This is a genomic window from Flammeovirga sp. SubArs3, from assembly GCF_947387565.1.
GTDB classification, from domain to species: domain Bacteria; phylum Bacteroidota; class Bacteroidia; order Cytophagales; family Flammeovirgaceae; genus Flammeovirga; species Flammeovirga agarivorans.
The window spans coordinates 418,373-435,843 of sequence record NZ_CANDOA010000001.1; the positions used below are offsets into that span (position 1 = coordinate 418,373).

The following is a 17,471-nucleotide window of genomic DNA, read 5'->3' on the forward strand; positions in this document are numbered from 1 at the left end:
CTTTTATAACAGGACCTAAAACAACTCTTATTGTAACTTTTTAATCACGACATCACTTGAAACCGACATCTTTACTATACATGCAATTAACGAAAAGTAGTCATTGGAATGCCTTATCCGACGAAGAACAGTTAGAAAGCATTTATAACATTAGACAAGCATCTTTTGGAGTTATTTTATGTCCCATTGCTATTGCTGTGATGTTCCATATACAGCTTCCTATTTTTGGGTACTCACTTTTTGCTGGTTTAGCCATCTGTATTTTCAATATATTCTTAGGGTTTAGGGGTAAAAATGATTTAGCAACAGCACTTGCTATTATTACTTTTACCTGTATTTACTCACTCTCAAAATGGTTTTATCCAAGTTTAGCTTTTGAGTTTTTAATGTTTCCATTTTGTGGAATTACTGTGCTTGTTTTAAAAGATAAAACAAAAAAGATAGTACTCCCTTTTGTAATACTTTCCTCTATTTTCGTTTTGATTGCGGAATTCATCACTCCTCTAAAATTTGAACCCACTTTTTTACAAGAGAAACTTGTGTATTATAGTGGTATGCTTATCTCGATCATTATTCTGAGTAAGTTACTCTTTGAGTTCGGCAAACATCAATCTATTCTCAAAGAAAAATTAAAAACTAAAAATAGCTTACTGGTTGATCAGCAAGAAGAGATTAGATTACAGCACGATGCTATTTTGAAATACGAAAAAGAAAAATACAATAATGATCTAACAATTAAACAGAAAGATTTAGAATTCCTCCAAGAGATCAATAAGATGAAGGTAAAGTTTAGACTTCAAACAATTGAAAAGCTCAGAGCCATTATGAAGGGAGGGGAATATCAAAAGGATGTACGATCATTGGTCTTTGATTTGGAACAGCAAAGTAGAGATGAACAAAGAAATGATCGTCTACAGGAAAGCTTGGATGTTGTGAATTCCGATTTTTATATCAAATTGGATCAAAACTTCCCTAGTTTATCTATGACGGAAAGGGAAATTTGCTCGTACATCAAGCTTGGGCTTTCTTCTAAAGAAATGGCCGTATTAAGAAATACTTCCGTCAATGCGATCAATGTTACAAAAACAAGAATTAAGAAAAAGGTCGGATTTGATGATACTACAGAGTTCGCTAAATATTTAATGGCATTGTAAAATGAATACATTACAACACATCAAGTCAGATGGAAAATCTTTAGAAGTAATTGCTACCGAAGGTTTTGGTAACTTCTTGAAAGAACAACAACTAAGTATCGCCTTTACTACTTATCAGGTCGGTAAGATATTTATGATCGGATTAGATGATACTCAAAAAATCAGTATTTCTGAACGTACTTTCCCTAGGTGTATGGGATTGGCACTAAAAGATAATTCTATTTGGATGAGTTCATTGTTCCAAGTGTGGCGCTTTGAAAATTCTGTTCCCAATAATCAGAAATATAAAGATTACGATAAAATATATATTCCCCAGATAGCTTATACTACAGGCGATATTGATATCCATGATATGATTATCACACCGAAAAATAAGCCTGTATTTGTCAATACAAGATTTAATTGTCTTGCGACCACTTCTGATACACATAGTTTTAAGCCACTCTGGAAACCTCCATTTATTTCAAAATTAGTTGCAGAAGATCGCTGCCACCTCAACGGGTTAGCAGCTGAAAATGGGTTGCCTAAATATGTGAGTATGGTCTCACAAACAGACACTGAACAAGGCTGGAGAGATCACCGTAAAAATGGAGGTATAGTGATGGATGTTCAGACTAATGAAGTAGTCTGCAAAAACCTTTCTATGCCACATTCTCCCCGTCTTCATAACGGTAAATTGTATCTTCTAGATGCCGGTAGTGGATACTTTGGGTATGTTGATATTTCTCAGAAGAAATTTATTCCTATGACCTTTTGTAATGGTTTTATTCGAGGTATGAATTTCATTGGCGACTATGCAATTGTAGGTTTATCAAAGCATAGAGAAAACAAAGCCTTTGAAGGTTTACAATTAGAGGAAAACCTCAAAAAACACCAACAAGATGCTGAATGTGGTCTCAATATTATTTCTTTAAAAACAGGAGAAGTCGTTGAACAACTCAGATTAAATGGCATTGTAAGAGAACTTTATGATGTTATGAGCATGCCAAACATTCAGAAACCACTTGTAATTGGCACTATGAAAGACGATATCCAAAGAATGATTACTGTTGAAAATTAAGCAACATAAACATCATTTTTATAATAAAAAAAGAGCCATGAAACATCATGGCTCTTTAAGACTAATACTATGTAAACTAACTTTTAATGTTACTTTTTGATAATCTTTCTTGTGATATACTGATCATTCACATGAAGTCTCATAATGTATAGTCCTGCGGGGTATTTACCCATATCCAATTTCATCGATCCTTTTATTTCAATCTGATCGATCTTCACACCTGCTGCATTAGAAATGATTAGGTCTGTGATTTCTACCGAATTTGGAACTTCAACTAAAGTAAATTGATTGACCAAGTTCGGGTAAACTTTCACTTGGTTCAATAAATCGTCTTCTAATGAATTTGGACCTTCTGGATCTTCAGGGTCAGTAATATCAGAGATAATTTCCTCTGTAGGCAGTGTTACTTCTACCGCTACAGATTTTCCCTCTTCGTCGTTGGCTAAGATGATAATATCTAAATCACTGATGGCATCTTGAACTCTTGTACCACTAGGTAATTTTGAAGGATCTATAGTGAATGTTAATGTTTCAGGGTCAAAGATCACCCAATCTGGAAGTGGGTCACCATTGGCCAACATCACCTGGTAAGTTACCTCACCTTCTAAATCTTCGAATGCTTCTACTGCTACTTCGATCACTACAGTACCAGAATCTGTCTCTACAGCTTCAATAGCTTCATCAGCCACTTGTTGTACTTCTTCGAAGTTAAATATTACATCAATAACGGTATTCCCATCTTGTAAGTGGTGTGATCTGTTATCACTATTGTCTTGAGCAACAAAAGCCTCCGCAACACCATTAACGAATAACTGGTAGTAGATGATACTTTCCGGAAGAGAAATAGATGTTGTAAATACATTCGATGTATCATTTTTCGATAATGTGATCTCCTCATTCCAATTATCGAAACTACCTTTCATGGTTAATACATCATTGTTAGGATCGAAATCACCAAATGTAATGGCAGACTGCATATTCACTAACCATACTGCATCAAATCGTTGTTCTGGCAGCTCATCATTGAACCACAATGAAATGGTTTGCTGACTTTCTTCTTTGACGAAAGAACGGTTAATATCTTCTGTTGTTACATCCCAACCATCGCCATCAGGATATTGATAGATCAATTGGTAGCTGTATTCTTCATTATCTGTAAATTTCTGGAAGAAGAAGCTATACAATCCATTATCATCCTGGGTTAATGGGTATGATGAGAATAATTCACCATCAAAGATTCTAACTCTTACTTCATTGCCTTCAACGGTAGGATCAAAGTTACCCAACTCTACTTGACGACTCATATTCACTTTGAATATTACTGCAGTATTATCTGCATTTTCATCGTCGAAGTAGAAAGCAGAGTTGATAGTTTCTCCTGGAGAGGTAGTGACTGATCTTGTAATTCCACCTCCTGGGTATTCATGTAGTAGATCATCCCAAGATTCATTTATTCGTGTTTTGAAATTATATGTCGCCACCTCATGGTTATCTATAGAAAGTTCATAAGTATAAACTCCATCGTTATTACTGTCTAACATTTCGTAAACAGCATCACCTCCCCAACCATTGAAATCTCCGGCTAGATCTACCTTATCAGCATCTGGGTTAAATCTTCCTTGATCAATTAAGGCATTCATATCTACTTCAAAAGTTAAACCGGTATAATAGTCTATATTATTGAAGCTGTGATAGATTTCAAACGGCGAACTCACAGTAACATTGGTCTTGGCCGTTTCCTCTACAATTGTTTGGGTTGGGTCAACATAGAATAATTTGAATGAGATATCCTCTCCTGCTGCATATACTTGTGATGGTGTACTGTATACAAAGCCATCGTCATGTGTCAGCGTGTAACTTTTTAAGACATCATCACCTTCAAATACTTGTAAGAATAGCATTGTTGTATCCGTAAATGTTCCTTCGATACGTTCCTTAGCCATATCAACATAGATCATAGTTTCAGGGTGGTCTACGTCTTCATAACCGTATACAACATCTATCGTATTTGCTCCCTTATTTAGTGTAATTGCTCTATTAACACCATCATTTTCTACAAAATCCCAAGAGTTATTTAACCTCAACTTATACTCAAAAGTTAATGACGGGATACTATCTACAAAAAGTGTATAAATAGAATCTGCCTCTGGATCACTTAACAATTGGTCATCGTAGTCAATACCCCAATTGGCCAATTCGCTCACAAAACCTAGATCATCTGTTGATGGATCAAATTGGTCATTTCGTAACATCCAACGCATATCTACATTAATCGCCAATGAAGTAACCAATGTTTCATTATTGAAGCTGAATGAGAATACATTTGCAGTATCTGACATATTGAATACATGCAATACGTCTTCACTAATAACAATCTCATCATTTTCTTTTTCTGCAACTACTGCTTGAACATAATATGTCTCATTTACAGCCTTTAATTTAGAAGTCGCTGTAAATGTTACTTCATCATCTTTCGGATCCAGAAGATATACATGCTGTAGTTCTTGATTGCCATTATAGACCATTAAACCAAGGTGCTGTGTAGAAAAGTCTATACTATCCTGATGAATAAGTTTTTCAAAGTCCACTTCAAAAGTAGCTAATGGATGTTCGATTAACTCATCATTATATGTAAATTCAATCACATTATTTTTACCTGGGATAACCATCGCCTCTCTGGTGTTATCATCTCCCATTTTCTCAAAGTCACCAGACGCCCAAGACTCATTCTTTCTGGCCTTAAATTCTAGATTTTTACCACCTCTGAAATATAACATACCAGTATAGATACCGTCTGCATCATCATCTGATAAGACTAAGCTACCTTCATCTCCCCATAGGTTGAAATCACCAACGATATCCACCTCATCTATTGACGCATTAAATCTATTCTGTTCAATTTCAGAATTCATATCTACCGCAAACGTTACAGTCGTTTCAAATGCTGAATCATTAAATAGATCATTGATTACATTGGCTTGACTTGATACTGTATCCATTCTATAGTCCAACTCTTCAAATACCATACGGCTACTATCTCCCATCTCAGTAATGCGGTATTTGTAGAGGAACTGTTCGTTTAACTCTTTGAAATAATAACTTCCTGTAAAGATATTGTCATCACTTTCTGCTAATCTGAACTGATGCGTTAGCATTACCTCTCCGCTATCCGAAGGATTGTAAATCATTACGTCCACATTTCGAGGAGAGAACATATTCCCATCTTCTACTTGCTTTGTTAGATCTACATTAAACGTTGTAAGAGGATTCGTTATCACTTCGTCGTTATAAGCAAAACGAATTGTAGCAGTATCATTTTGTATGGAAATTTTACGGTTAGGACCTTCTCCTAACTCATGTTCTCCTTGCTCCCATGACTGATTAATTCTAGCTTTAAATTCATGTTCTCCAAATGGAAAACCAGCAGCAGTATATACATAGATCGAATCATCTTCATAATCTACAAGTGTCCACACTGAATCTACACCCCAATTATTAAAGGTTCCTGCAATATCAACTTCATCTTCATTAGGATTAAATTCACCTTTCATCATAGGTGCTCTCATGTCCACATAAAATGTAAATGTATTGATATCATAGTTAAACCAACGGCGTTCGAAGTTATCTTCAGCAGTAACGATGTGATATGAATTAAAGCCTTCAATAAAACGTTCATGTGATGTATCAATATTTTTGATGTAATTGAATCGATGCATATATTCCTCTCCTTCATCAAAAACTTGAGATTGTGCCATATACACGCCTTCTTCTTCGGTTGGGTGCATGATGTACTCATTCAGAATTAAATCATTTCTAAAGATTTGAAGTGTAGGTACATCAGCATCAGGATCGAAGTTTCCATCCTGAATTTGTTTTCTCATATCACTGTAGAAATATGTGATAGGATACGCTCCATTTTCATCATTATAGGCAATACTTATCGCTAATGAATCTTCTTCGCCCATTGTGTAGAATCTACTAGTATCACCTCTAAACTCATGTGATCCCAGCTCCCAACTTCCATTGATTCTAGCTTTCATAAAGAAAGTGCTATCACCAAAGAATGACTTTTCTAAAGTGTAGATACCATCCATATCATCATCTGACAATTCATCTCCTTGCCAGTCGTTGAAATCCCCAGCGATATCTACAAATTCTTCGTCAGGGTTAAATCGTCCATTCTCAATCTCAACATTCATATCAAGACTTAAGAAAAGCGTTTTTAAGGATAATTCAGTGAAATCGAAAGTATCATCAAACTGATTGGCTTGAGGGAAAGCTCTTTCTCTAAGGTAAAATTCTTGAGTGCTTCCCGCTTTATAGTAATACCAAACATCATCATCCGCTGTGAGTTGATACGAAGTCGCAGTGTATTGACTATCTCCTAGATCAGTCATATGATATTGTACCCTCCCTTCCATCGTTTCTAAGATTACTAAAGGAGTAGTACCATCTTCCAATAAACCTAACTCAGCAAGTAACGTTCCGTCTAGGTTAAACGTTAATGCCGGATTGGTTAAATCTTCATTATCATAATAAATATAGACTGCATTGTCCCCTTCTTCCAAGCTAACAAAACGGTTGTTTCTCTGGCTTAGCTCTGAGGTATCCCAAGATTGATTAATTCTAATTTTGTATTCATAATACGTATCAGGTAGCCCCATAAATGCTACAGTGTAAGTACTGTCACCATTATCTGAAAGTAGATCTCCGCCGGCCCATTCATTCATGGAACCTGCAATATCTAACGTGTCTGAACTTGGGTCAAAAATACCTTGAGCAATTGCCCAACGCATATCAACAGTCACTTCTAAATTAATAGGTTGAGGTAGGTTCGTAGTATCTCCAGATGTAGCCATTACATCCATAAATACATCACCATTTGTATAACCATTACCTTGTGTTGCCAGATTATTTCCGCCAACAGAAGAGGTATTCTGATAATCACCATTTATACTTGTCTGACCACCCATTAAATTACCTGAAGGGGTGTAATTTGTGTACTGAGCGGAAAGTAGAAAAGGGATAAATAGTATGGAAAGAGAAAGAATCCACCTCTTCCATCTAATTGAATAAGTATTTTCCATGATTATTTAGATGAAGAAGTGATGATTTTTGATAATACCTCTAATTGAAGTTTCATTGCTTTTAAATCTGCTTCATTTTGGTTTGCCTTTTCAACAGATGCCTTTAGTGATTGGTTTTCTGCTTCTAAAGTTTCCACCTTCTGATTAAGCTCCTTTAGTGCTTCAATAAGAACAGCCACTGTTTGTGCATAGTGTACAGATTTGTAGCCTTTATCATCCGTTTCTACTAACTCAGGGAATATTTGCTCAACTTCTTGAGCAATCAAACCGATTTGAACATCTTTATCAAACCCTTTTTTAGGGAATTCGTCTGCTTTATATAAATAAGAAACTCCTTGTAGTTTCATGACATTCTCCAATGAAGAAGTAAGAGGAGTAATATTTGATTTGTATCTTCTATCTGATGAAACTAAAGAGAAATCAGTATATACATCTAAAGCCAATTCAGCACCATTGGTATGTCTCAACACTAATTGTCCATAGCTGTTTGTACTATCATTCACTGTACCCAACCAAGCTATATCTCCATAAGATTCTTTACCAATAATAAAATCGTTGTAACCAATCCCTGTAAAATATCCATTTTGGTGGTTGTTGATGGTTAACGATCTATGGTTAAAAGTTGAAGAATAATTCGAATCAACATCTCTAATATGAAGATTACCTGCTTGTCTGTTTTCATCATCCATAACTACCTCAGCCATAAAGACATTAGGATCGTCATGCCCTGGAGTTGCTTCTAATTGTAAGATAGGTAAGTTGTTATCCCAATCCTTCAGGTACATTCCAACGCCATTTCCTTGTTCCGAACGATGCCAAATACCATGAGAATCAATATATGTGTGTCTATCATTACTGGTATTATTTACATGAATCATCCCTTGGTCTAAGTCCATGTAATCATCATAAACAGCTTCCATGGTTACTAAGCTTCTATACCAGCCATTGCCATCACCTGTCTCTCCATAAACTTGCAATAGACCATAGTTTGAGTTTTCCCAAGTTTTACCCATCATTTGGATATTTGGAGTGTTTTGTCCCCATAAGAACATTTCTCCCGTTGCTCTGTCTGTCCCATCAGCAATGATATTCATCGACAAACCAGCATCAGAGCCTTCAAAAGAAGAAGATAAACGAAGTGATCCACCTTCACCGATTACACCACCTGTGTTATCCTGTACATCAGTAATTTCCAAGTTTACAATTGGATGATGTGGGATTTGATAACCCTCTAAGTGAAAGAATGGAAGATTTGTTGGTTCCCAAACTTTAAAGCCTGTACCAACCCAAGCACCACTTTCTGTTCCATACATGGATAATAAACCTCCAGTATTTACTGAATCCGTTCCATAAGCATATAACCATGCTTTGTTTCTACCTTGATGGTCATAAACAGCGAGTCCACCATTCCCATTGCTATCAATTTCTAATTGAGCCTTTTTTGATCCGTCATCAGAATCTAATTGGATCTTGTTGGGCATAATACTTACTGCCATCACACCATTTTCATGATTAACGTTGCTAGATCCTTCTCCTAAATCCCCTACAATTGGAGCATATAATGTAATTGGATCCAGTGAATTACCATCAACACTTAGGTAAAGCATTGCTTCTCCTTCTTGATTGTAGATGTTGTTAGGAATAGGCTCCATACTACCTAAAACCACTGAATAGAACCCATCAGTGACCATTACACCAGTATGCTCTTCAGACCAGTCGGTTCCATCTAAAGAGAAGTTTAAAGTGACAGTAGTGTTTACTAGCGTGTCTGCTGCCGACAATTTACCCTGAAAAGGGATTTTTTGGGCAAAAAGACATGACGTAGCAAAAAGTAACATTAAGAGTGTAGTTAATGTTTTCATAGCGTTTACTAAAATTAATGAAGTTTAAAAATTGTCAGAGGAGAAACACTTTTAGTTGATAAAGAAATCAGTTGGGCAGAATCCTCCTCTATATCATCGTAATAATTTGCTAGTAAAACTATGAAATTACATTAATCTAGAATATCCCCCTTTTGGGGTATTTTTTTGTTAATAATTGAAAATCTATCGAATAATTTTTTGGTAATCGACCACATCCAAGATTTTACCAAACTTCTCACCCACCTGTTTTAAATGTGCACATTTTTCGTATCCTAACTTTTCAAATAAGCGAATACTAGCTAAGTTATCTCCTGTTATTACTGCCATCAATACACAGATCATATCTCCTTCCAGTGCATCCATTTCTAGTTTCTTAATCACTTTAGAAGCGATTCCTCTTCCTGAGGCTTTATGGTCCAAGTAAATAGTTACTTCTGCTGTACGATTATAGGCTTCTCTACTTTTAAACGGGCCCAAATAGGCATAACCCACTACAGTAGTACCTTCTTTTACTAAATATGAGGGGTATTTTTTGCTTCCAATTGGGATAAAGGCTTCTAATTCTTCTATCAATACTTCATCCATGTGGAAAGTTGCTGTAGAATTTTTCACATAGTAATCATAGATGATTTTCACTTCTTCTAAGTGGTCTTTTGTTAAAGGTTCGTATGTTAAATTAGTTGTTGTATTCATTGTTTTAAGCTTGTAAAAAGTTATTTAATTCATCATTTATTGAAGTGATCTTATTCAACGTTTCCTCCCTTCCTTTCTTGGCATCCTCTATATTTGTGATGAGTTGAAAAGGAACCATCTCTCCTCCATATTTTGCTTTTTCGATTTCATAGTGTCTTAATGCCGAGTTATAGTAATTTAATGCTTGTTCAGACACTTTCTTATCTTCTTTTAATTGCTCAATAGTATGTTTATGATTATTGATATTATGGTACAAGTCCTCTAAAAATTGTAGATCTTCCAATAGGTGAGGAATAGTAGCGACAGCAATAGTATTATCTTGTCCCATTTCCATCTCATCGATATGTTTGAGCCCTACTTCTAATCTACTGATCAATTCTTTATCAACACTTCCTCTTTCTTTTAAAGTACTATTTACTCCTGTCAATAAATCTCTTATTTCTTTGTTTTGTTTAGTGATAGAGGCAAATTCAACAGCACCTTCAAAAAGAGCATTCATATCTTCATTGTTAGCAACGCCCGGTAATAAGCATAAATTGATCTCGTCGATACATGTATTTTGATACAAAAATTCAGAAATCGTTTCAGTCGTTGTTTTTACCGCTTGCTCCAATTCAAACCCTGCCGTACCAGTCCCTATAGCAGGTAACGTAATCGATCTAATACGAAGAGATTTACCCAATTCTAATATACGCGCTAGGATTTCTTCCAATACATCAACATTGACAATATCACCAGTATTAAAATCTATAGTAATCGCATGAAAAATATATTTTGAGGATAACCTTCCTGCTGTCGTTACGAGAACATCCCCCAATTTTAAGTCAGTATGTTTCTGAGCATCAAATTGAATTTCTATTCCTCCTTCGTTTAAAATTCTTCGAGATACACCACCACCCATACTGACAAAATTATCGTCGGAGCTAACGGTTACATCAGATTTCACTTCAATGATATCCCCATAAATTACATTAAACTTGGAGCCTCCTATGTAGTATTCTTTATTTTGTGATTCGATCATTATAACAATGCTAATAGATTATTTTTTACTTCCCTCATTCCTTTTTTGGCATCTTCCATTCTGTGTAATACTATTGGAGGAATGTTTTCACCATGTTTCGCAGCAGCTATTTCAGCATGGTGCAGGTTCTTTCTGTAGATTTCATATAAGCTCAATTGATGTTTGATATGTTCCAATTGTTGATCATTAAAGGACGTAAAATCTTTCTGCGTGATATATTTTACTTTTTCCTCCTCCGATAGCACATCATAATTTACTATTGGTTGCTCAATGATTTTCTCTTCTTTTACCTCAGTTACTGTTTCTACTGGTTGAGGTTGTACTGCAGCAACCTTCCTTATGTTGGATAAGAATAGTTTCAAAATCACAAACACTAATAGTAGGATAATTATGACCCCAATAGTGTATAAGTTGATATCTTTCTCTTCCTTGACTCCTCTTGTTGCGATCTCCTCATTAATGTCACTAGAAGTTGAAGTTTGAGAATTGTTCATTTCTGATAAACTGACCTTACTGCCTTTACTAAAAATAAATTCACTACCAGGATCATCACTACCAAATGAACCATATAAACTCTCTGTCTGGGTTCTTTTTGTGCTGTGATGTAAATCTGATAAAGTAAATAATTCTAGGTCCTCTTGACACAAGGTATTTAAAATTGCATTACAAAATGGAGAATGTCCATTTACTCCATTATCTGGCACTTCTTCCAAGGCTCCTGAAGTCAAGTACACTCTTGTTGTTTTAGGCATTTTCTTGTTGAGGAATTTCATGGTATTTCTATCCATTTCTGCTCCTCGACTTCTACTCTTATCTCTTAAGTTCTCATTAAAGCTACCTCCAAAGCAAACATCTAATACAATTGCAACATGTTTTGCTTTTAATGCTTCTAACATCCCACTTAATTTTTTGTACTGTAGGTATGTATTTCTTGTCGGATCTTTCTTTACTGTTTTAGTATCCTTAAACACTAAAAATCCATCATCAAAACTTGAAGCATCATAATCTCCATGTCCTGCGATATATATTAAAAATCGGTCTTGTTCAGATAATATGTTATTGTACCTCAATATTGCTTTCTCAACATCTTCTCTTGTTGGAGAAAGTAGCAATTTAGTTTTAAAGAAATAATCTTTTTTGAGTACTTCTTCAATACTTTTCGCATCGTTTTCTGCATTCTCTAAGTTTTGCCAATCTGGTTTTCCTTGGTAATCGTTAGTTCCAATGACCAATGCATATTGTTGGCTATTGACCAATTCTTGATGCTCCGTTTGTGCGATCGATAAAAACGGTAAAAAAAAGGAAAGTATTAAAAATTTAGTTGTCAAGTTCATCGAGTTTGTGTTATGAATCTAAAGATAATAAAATTCAGTTTTTTAGTATCAACATTTTTCCTTCACTCTTGAATATGTACACATTAATCGCATTCCTATTGAATATTATCTTGTTACCTTGAAATTAGTTTGATTTTTAACATTATTTTATTGTTTAACATGAAACATAATTGAAATTAGACCCGTTAGTATAAGAGAAGTTAGATGAATGCGCTTAGTAGATAAGTGAAAAAAAATTGAGAGAGTTAAGTTCATGAGACACCTCGTTGATATTGTCAGCGAGGTGTTTTTTTATTAGATAAATTGTGCTGTATATTTTTCTTGAAACTCTTTAGGTGTAAGCTTAAATTTTTTCTTGAAAGATGTCGTATAATGGCTTGCACTATTGAACCCAAAATCTAATGCAATAGCTGAAATAGGCACTTTTAAAGATTTCAATATTTCTTTTGATTGATGTAACCGAACATCTTGATGATAACTCATGATCGAAACACCAAAAACCTGTTTAAAAAGATAACGTAATCGACTCTCACTTAAACCCACTTCCTTTGATACTTCATTGATAGTAACTACTCTATCTGAGTTTTCGTAAAGGTAATTTTGAGTCTGTAACACTGCATCCATATTAAACGGGTATTTATTGGATGCTTCAATAACTTCTCTACTATTCACACAAATAAAGAAGTGTGTAAGTAATCCAAAGGTGGTCGTTTTTATCCTTTCTAAGTAATAATAATCCTTCTCTGTTGTACTAAAAACAGTATCAAACATCCACCTTCCTTTAGGGTCCAATTCCTCAAACACTACAAAGTAATCGTCTTGTGGCATTAGATTTTGTAATTTCTTAGACTGGGAAGTAAAAGACCTAAAAAGATCCTTTGAAATTCTGAGTTCTAGAATACGTAATTGAGGTCTTTTCTTAAAATCTATTTTAAAGCTTCTCGAAGAATTGGTGACATATACTCCATACCCACTTTCACTATATTCGTACAACTCTGTTGGATCTTGTACATCTTTTTTCTGTTCAACAATTTTTTCTTCCAAAGGCATTAAGAAAGACATTCTTATATAAGGTAAGTGTCCCAAATTTGGGTGACGAAAAGGGAGATCTTGCTTTAGGTATAACTCTAACTTTAAGACATCAAGTTCTTCGAAAGCAATCGCTTCTATATATCCTTTTGCTTTATTATTATCTACAACTACTTTATTTTCTTTTTTAGTCACCTCTAAATGAGAAGCCCAACGATCTAAAGTAGTCTCTATGGCTTTATCATTCATCTTATTATTCTTTTTCGGTATTCGTTTGGTGTTTCTTTAAAACACTTTTTAAATGCAACAGAATAATGACTAGCACTTGAGAAGCCTAAATCCATAGCTATTTGTAAATTGGTCTTATGATTTTGCTTTAATAATTCTTTGGATTTTTCTAGTCTTAATTTCTGATGATAGTTACTTACAGAAGCTCCAAAAGCTTGCTTAAAAAGATACCTCAACCGACTTTCACTTAAACCTACCTCTCTTGTTATTTCCTCAATAGGGATTACCCGATCTAAAGTCTTTTTAAGAATTTCATAGGTTTCGAGTACGGGTCTAGATAATTTATTTAGTTCATCTTTCGTATTTGGTAATTCTCTAGAAGCAATACTCATGAAGAACCTATTAATAAGACCTGAACTAATAGCTTGTAAGCGTTCTTTGTGAAATAACTCCGTTTCATCACACCTAAATATTTCATCAACATACCAAGTCATTAATAAATTTAGATCCTCAAAGACGAAAAACGATTTACTGAGATCTAACAATACTCTGGTTGTTTCGTATTGCTGACTAAATTCTAAAAACCTGGTTTTCTTGATGCGAATGATGATAATCTTATTATCTACTCCTTTATTATATGACCACTCCATCTGACCAGAGAAGTTCGTACATATAACCCCAAAAGAGCCATTGCTAATGTCTGAGTATTCATCATTCTGAAGGTAAGTACTAACCATTTTGGTAACTCCCGGGTAGGTGAATTTTATCCCAACATATTGATTTTCAAAATCGATTTCTCGATAAAAACTTAGATCTTCTTTTAGATTAAAATCAAAGATTAGGATTTCATAGCCCTCTTTTTCAAAGACAAATTTTTTAATACTCCCTTTTCCCTTTGCATTATCAAAGACAAGGCAATTATCCTTCACCTTACCTTGAAATCCTTCATTCCATAATTCTAATACATTTTTATGATGGTTACTTGTATAGCTCATAGGTTATAAAATTCACTATAAATAATTTACAAAATTCTATACTAGTCACCTTCATATCATTTCGAGAAACACTTAATAATCATATTTCCTCCAAAATATTTGCAGTCGGATTATGAAATTGAAAAGTAACATTATGCAAGGATTCGTCATTAGGGTACCGTTAAACAGATATATCAAGGAAGAAAAACAGGTGGTTATCTCAATGATAGCCATTTCAATATATTATAATTTAACTCCATCCAATTTCATTTAACTTCAAAAACATAAAAGCCAACCTATTTCAAGCGTTGGCTTTTTATTTTCTGAAAAATGGAATTCGAAATGCTTTTTATCTATGAAAAAGATTTTTTTATTGATTGGTACTCGACCGAATTTTATTAAAGTCACTCGCTTTAAAACACTGGCAAAAGCCTATAATATGGATGTCAAAATAATCCATACAGGACAACATTATGATGTCAATATGTCCAAAGTATTTTTCGATCAATTTAACTTAGAGATTGATTATTACCTTGGGATAGGTCAACTCACTCCTGCCGCACAAGTCGCACAAATTATATTAAAATTAGAGGAGCTTTTTGAAAGGAAAGGTCAGCCAGATATTCTAATTGTACCCGGTGATGTTAACTCAACAATGGCTGGAGCAATTGCAGCGAAGAAATTAGGTATCAAGTTAGGTCACTTGGAGAGTGGTTTAAGATCAGACGATCATAATATGCCCGAGGAACACAATAGAATTATCACAGATAATATTTCTGATATCTGCTTTGTCACAGAAGATTCCGGTATCAGAAACCTTAAAAAAGATGGAGTAGATGCTGCATTACACTATGTTGGTAATACGATGATCGATACCCTTGTTCATTATGAAAAAGACATCGATGCTTCTACTATTCTAAGTGAGCTTGGAGTAAAGAAAGATGAGTTTTACTTGTGTACTTTCCACAGACCGTCTAACGTAGATTTTGGCCGAAATATCAATAAGCTCTACCAGCTTCTAAATATGCTCACTGAAAAACGTAAGGTTGTTCTTCCTTTACACCCACGTACTATGAACAATCTTAAAAAATCTGGATTATTGGATAAGTTTAAAGCTATTCCTCACCTGATTATCACTCATCCTCTAGGTTACTTCGAGTTCCAATCACTAATAAAAAATGCAAAAGCTGTTTTAACTGACAGTGGTGGAGTACAAGAAGAAACGACCTTTAGAAAGGTTCCATGTTTAACGGTAAGAGAAAATACAGAAAGACCTGTAACAATTACAGAAGGGACTAATACATTAGTCAATTTTGATATGGAAGAGATTTCAGAATACCTGAAACAGATCGAGGAGGGTACATATAAAAGTGGTCAGATTCCAAAGTTATGGGATGGCAAAGCCACCGAAAGAATTCTAGAAATATTAGCACAATAAAAAAGATGGTCTTTGAATTTAAACATTCAAAGACCATCTTTTTTATTATTGATTACCTTATTCAGGTAAATTTTCATTATCGTCTGAAACTTTTTGCAAAATCAACGAACCTGTTTTTTCTGCGCCCTTTGTTCCTTGTTGTAGGTTGTAACCCTCATTTCCTTTATGAACTAATCGTAGTGATCCAGCCATATCTAACTTTAACACATATTTTTGATTTGCTTCAATTCCATTCTCAGAATCTGTTGTTAAGGTAAAGTCTAAATCTTCATGAGAAACATGTAATGCTGCTTCCACATTACCTTCTTCTACTACCTTTTGATTTTCTGCAAACTTCACTAAATGCAAAGTAGCATTTTCATCAATCGTGCCAGCAGGAAGGTTTTCTTCTGTCCACATTAACGTATCAGTACTTTGAAAACTTAATAGGTCTATATAACCTTCTCCTTCATTTTGAGTGTAAAGTACAGTTACTCCATCTACAGCCAATTCTAAGCTTTCAACAGCAACAATGACAGAATCAATTCCTTCTAAACTTGGGTGTGACTCTGATTGAATTCTTGCAGAAGATTCTCCTTCCATTTGGAAATCGGAAACTTGTAATGAAACGCCTGTTGAAGCATTATTAGTCGGTTCTGATTCATCTTTATTACATGAGGCAAATAGAATCGTAGTAAATGCCAAGGTTGTTAGTAATGTTTTTTTCATAATTTTTTGCAGTACATTTTTTTATATGCCGCAAAAGTCATAATCCTCTTTCACTACAACAAATTTGTTATGGAATTTTGACATACATCTTCCCCCTTTTGTCAAATTTTATTGACGGATGATAATAAAACAACCACTGCTAAATTTTATTAATAATAAATAAGATGTAACAATGATTGTTTTATACTCACTATTGTACTTGTTCTAATACAATCAATCCGTATGGATTTTCTGATGATGATTGTGGTTGAAGATTATATTTACCATTTCCTGTACTATTTAATCTTAAACTACCATTCATATCCAAACGAATAACATATTTTGTATCTGCTGCAATTGCCGCTCCTTCTTCTAAACGAAATTCTAATCTAGGCTTTGTGATTTGCAAATCAATATGATCCGGTGATGCAGATTCAACTACATAACTATTACCACTTTTATCCATCTCTAACTCAGCATATTGAAACTCCCCTACCGGAAGTGTTTCTTCAGTCCAAATTAAAGTATCTGTACTTTGAAAAGTCAAGAGATCTACCATACAAGGTCCCTCTAATTGTTCAAAAGTAACTGTCTGATCATTGACTGATAGAGATAAGGCTGAAATATCTACAACAACAGAATCAATACCATCTATACTTGTTCTTGCTCCTGAAACAGGCGAAATATCACCAGCTTTAAAAGTTACATCTGTAGATGCTGAATGCATTTCTTGCTCATCATCTTTATTACATGATGTAAATAATGTTCCTAAAGCCAATAGAGTGATAAATACTTTTTTCATAATCAGTAAATTGTTTAAGATTAAAATTCTTGATTCACTCTCTTATATCGGTCATCAGAAAATATCACCTCTTTGAAATAAAAAAAGTCGCTAAAATTAATT

The 17,471-nt window shown here is 34.5% G+C and carries 12 protein-coding genes; 3 read left to right on the forward strand and 9 right to left on the reverse strand.

Going from position 1 to position 17,471, the window contains the following annotated elements; genetic code table 11:
* Positions 1-80: 80 nt before the first annotated feature.
* Positions 81-1,154 (forward strand): hypothetical protein, encoded by a 1,074-nt coding sequence (locus QL232_RS01725; RefSeq protein WP_281612803.1) that lies wholly within the window; start codon positions 81-83, stop codon positions 1,152-1,154.
* 1 nt (position 1,155) lies between these two features.
* Positions 1,156-2,214, forward strand: a complete 1,059-nt coding sequence (locus tag QL232_RS01730; protein ID WP_281612804.1) for a TIGR03032 family protein — start codon at positions 1,156-1,158, stop codon at positions 2,212-2,214.
* Positions 2,215-2,303: 89 nt separating this feature from the next.
* Here the strand turns inward: QL232_RS01730 and QL232_RS01735 are convergent, their stop codons facing one another.
* The 7 genes from QL232_RS01735 to QL232_RS01765 all read right to left on the reverse strand — a co-directional run bounded on the left by QL232_RS01735 (position 2,304) and on the right by QL232_RS01765 (position 14,463).
* On the reverse strand, positions 2,304-7,301 hold the full coding sequence (locus tag QL232_RS01735; protein WP_281612805.1) for a T9SS type A sorting domain-containing protein: 4,998 nt from the start codon (positions 7,299-7,301) through the stop codon (positions 2,304-2,306).
* Between the two features lie 2 nt (positions 7,302-7,303).
* Positions 7,304-9,163: a tail fiber domain-containing protein gene (locus QL232_RS01740; RefSeq protein ID WP_281612806.1), complete on the reverse strand. Its 1,860-nt coding sequence runs from the start codon at positions 9,161-9,163 to the stop codon at positions 7,304-7,306.
* Positions 9,164-9,346: 183 nt separating this feature from the next.
* Entirely contained in the window at positions 9,347-9,856 is a 510-nt protein-coding gene (locus QL232_RS01745; protein WP_281612807.1) for a GNAT family N-acetyltransferase, read from the reverse strand.
* A 4-nt stretch (positions 9,857-9,860) separates the two neighbouring features.
* Positions 9,861-10,877 carry a macro domain-containing protein gene (locus QL232_RS01750; protein ID WP_281612808.1) on the reverse strand — a complete coding sequence of 339 codons (1,017 nt, stop codon included), beginning with the start codon at positions 10,875-10,877 and terminating at the stop codon, positions 9,861-9,863.
* Positions 10,877-12,205, reverse strand: coding sequence for a caspase family protein (locus QL232_RS01755; RefSeq protein ID WP_281612809.1), 1,329 nt, complete (start codon positions 12,203-12,205; stop codon positions 10,877-10,879). The genes QL232_RS01750 and QL232_RS01755 overlap by 1 nt, the downstream gene beginning before the upstream one ends.
* Before the next feature lie 300 nt (positions 12,206-12,505).
* Positions 12,506-13,489 (reverse strand): AraC family transcriptional regulator, encoded by a 984-nt coding sequence (locus tag QL232_RS01760; protein WP_281612810.1) that lies wholly within the window; start codon positions 13,487-13,489, stop codon positions 12,506-12,508.
* Entirely contained in the window at positions 13,486-14,463 is a 978-nt protein-coding gene (locus QL232_RS01765; RefSeq protein ID WP_281612811.1) for an AraC family transcriptional regulator, read from the reverse strand. The genes QL232_RS01760 and QL232_RS01765 overlap by 4 nt, the downstream gene beginning before the upstream one ends.
* Before the next feature lie 334 nt (positions 14,464-14,797).
* On the opposite strand from QL232_RS01765, the gene wecB reads away from it, so the two are divergent.
* Positions 14,798-15,880: a UDP-N-acetylglucosamine 2-epimerase (non-hydrolyzing) gene (gene wecB, locus QL232_RS01770; RefSeq protein ID WP_281612812.1), complete on the forward strand. Its 1,083-nt coding sequence runs from the start codon at positions 14,798-14,800 to the stop codon at positions 15,878-15,880.
* A 57-nt stretch (positions 15,881-15,937) separates the two neighbouring features.
* On the opposite strand, the gene QL232_RS01775 is transcribed toward wecB, so the two are convergent.
* Together QL232_RS01775 and QL232_RS01780 are read right to left on the reverse strand one after the other, a co-directional pair.
* On the reverse strand, positions 15,938-16,588 hold the full coding sequence (locus QL232_RS01775) for a DUF4382 domain-containing protein (protein WP_281612813.1): 651 nt from the start codon (positions 16,586-16,588) through the stop codon (positions 15,938-15,940).
* A 190-nt stretch (positions 16,589-16,778) separates the two neighbouring features.
* Positions 16,779-17,369 (reverse strand): DUF4382 domain-containing protein, encoded by a 591-nt coding sequence (locus tag QL232_RS01780; protein ID WP_281612814.1) that lies wholly within the window; start codon positions 17,367-17,369, stop codon positions 16,779-16,781.
* Positions 17,370-17,471: the final 102 nt, after the last annotated feature.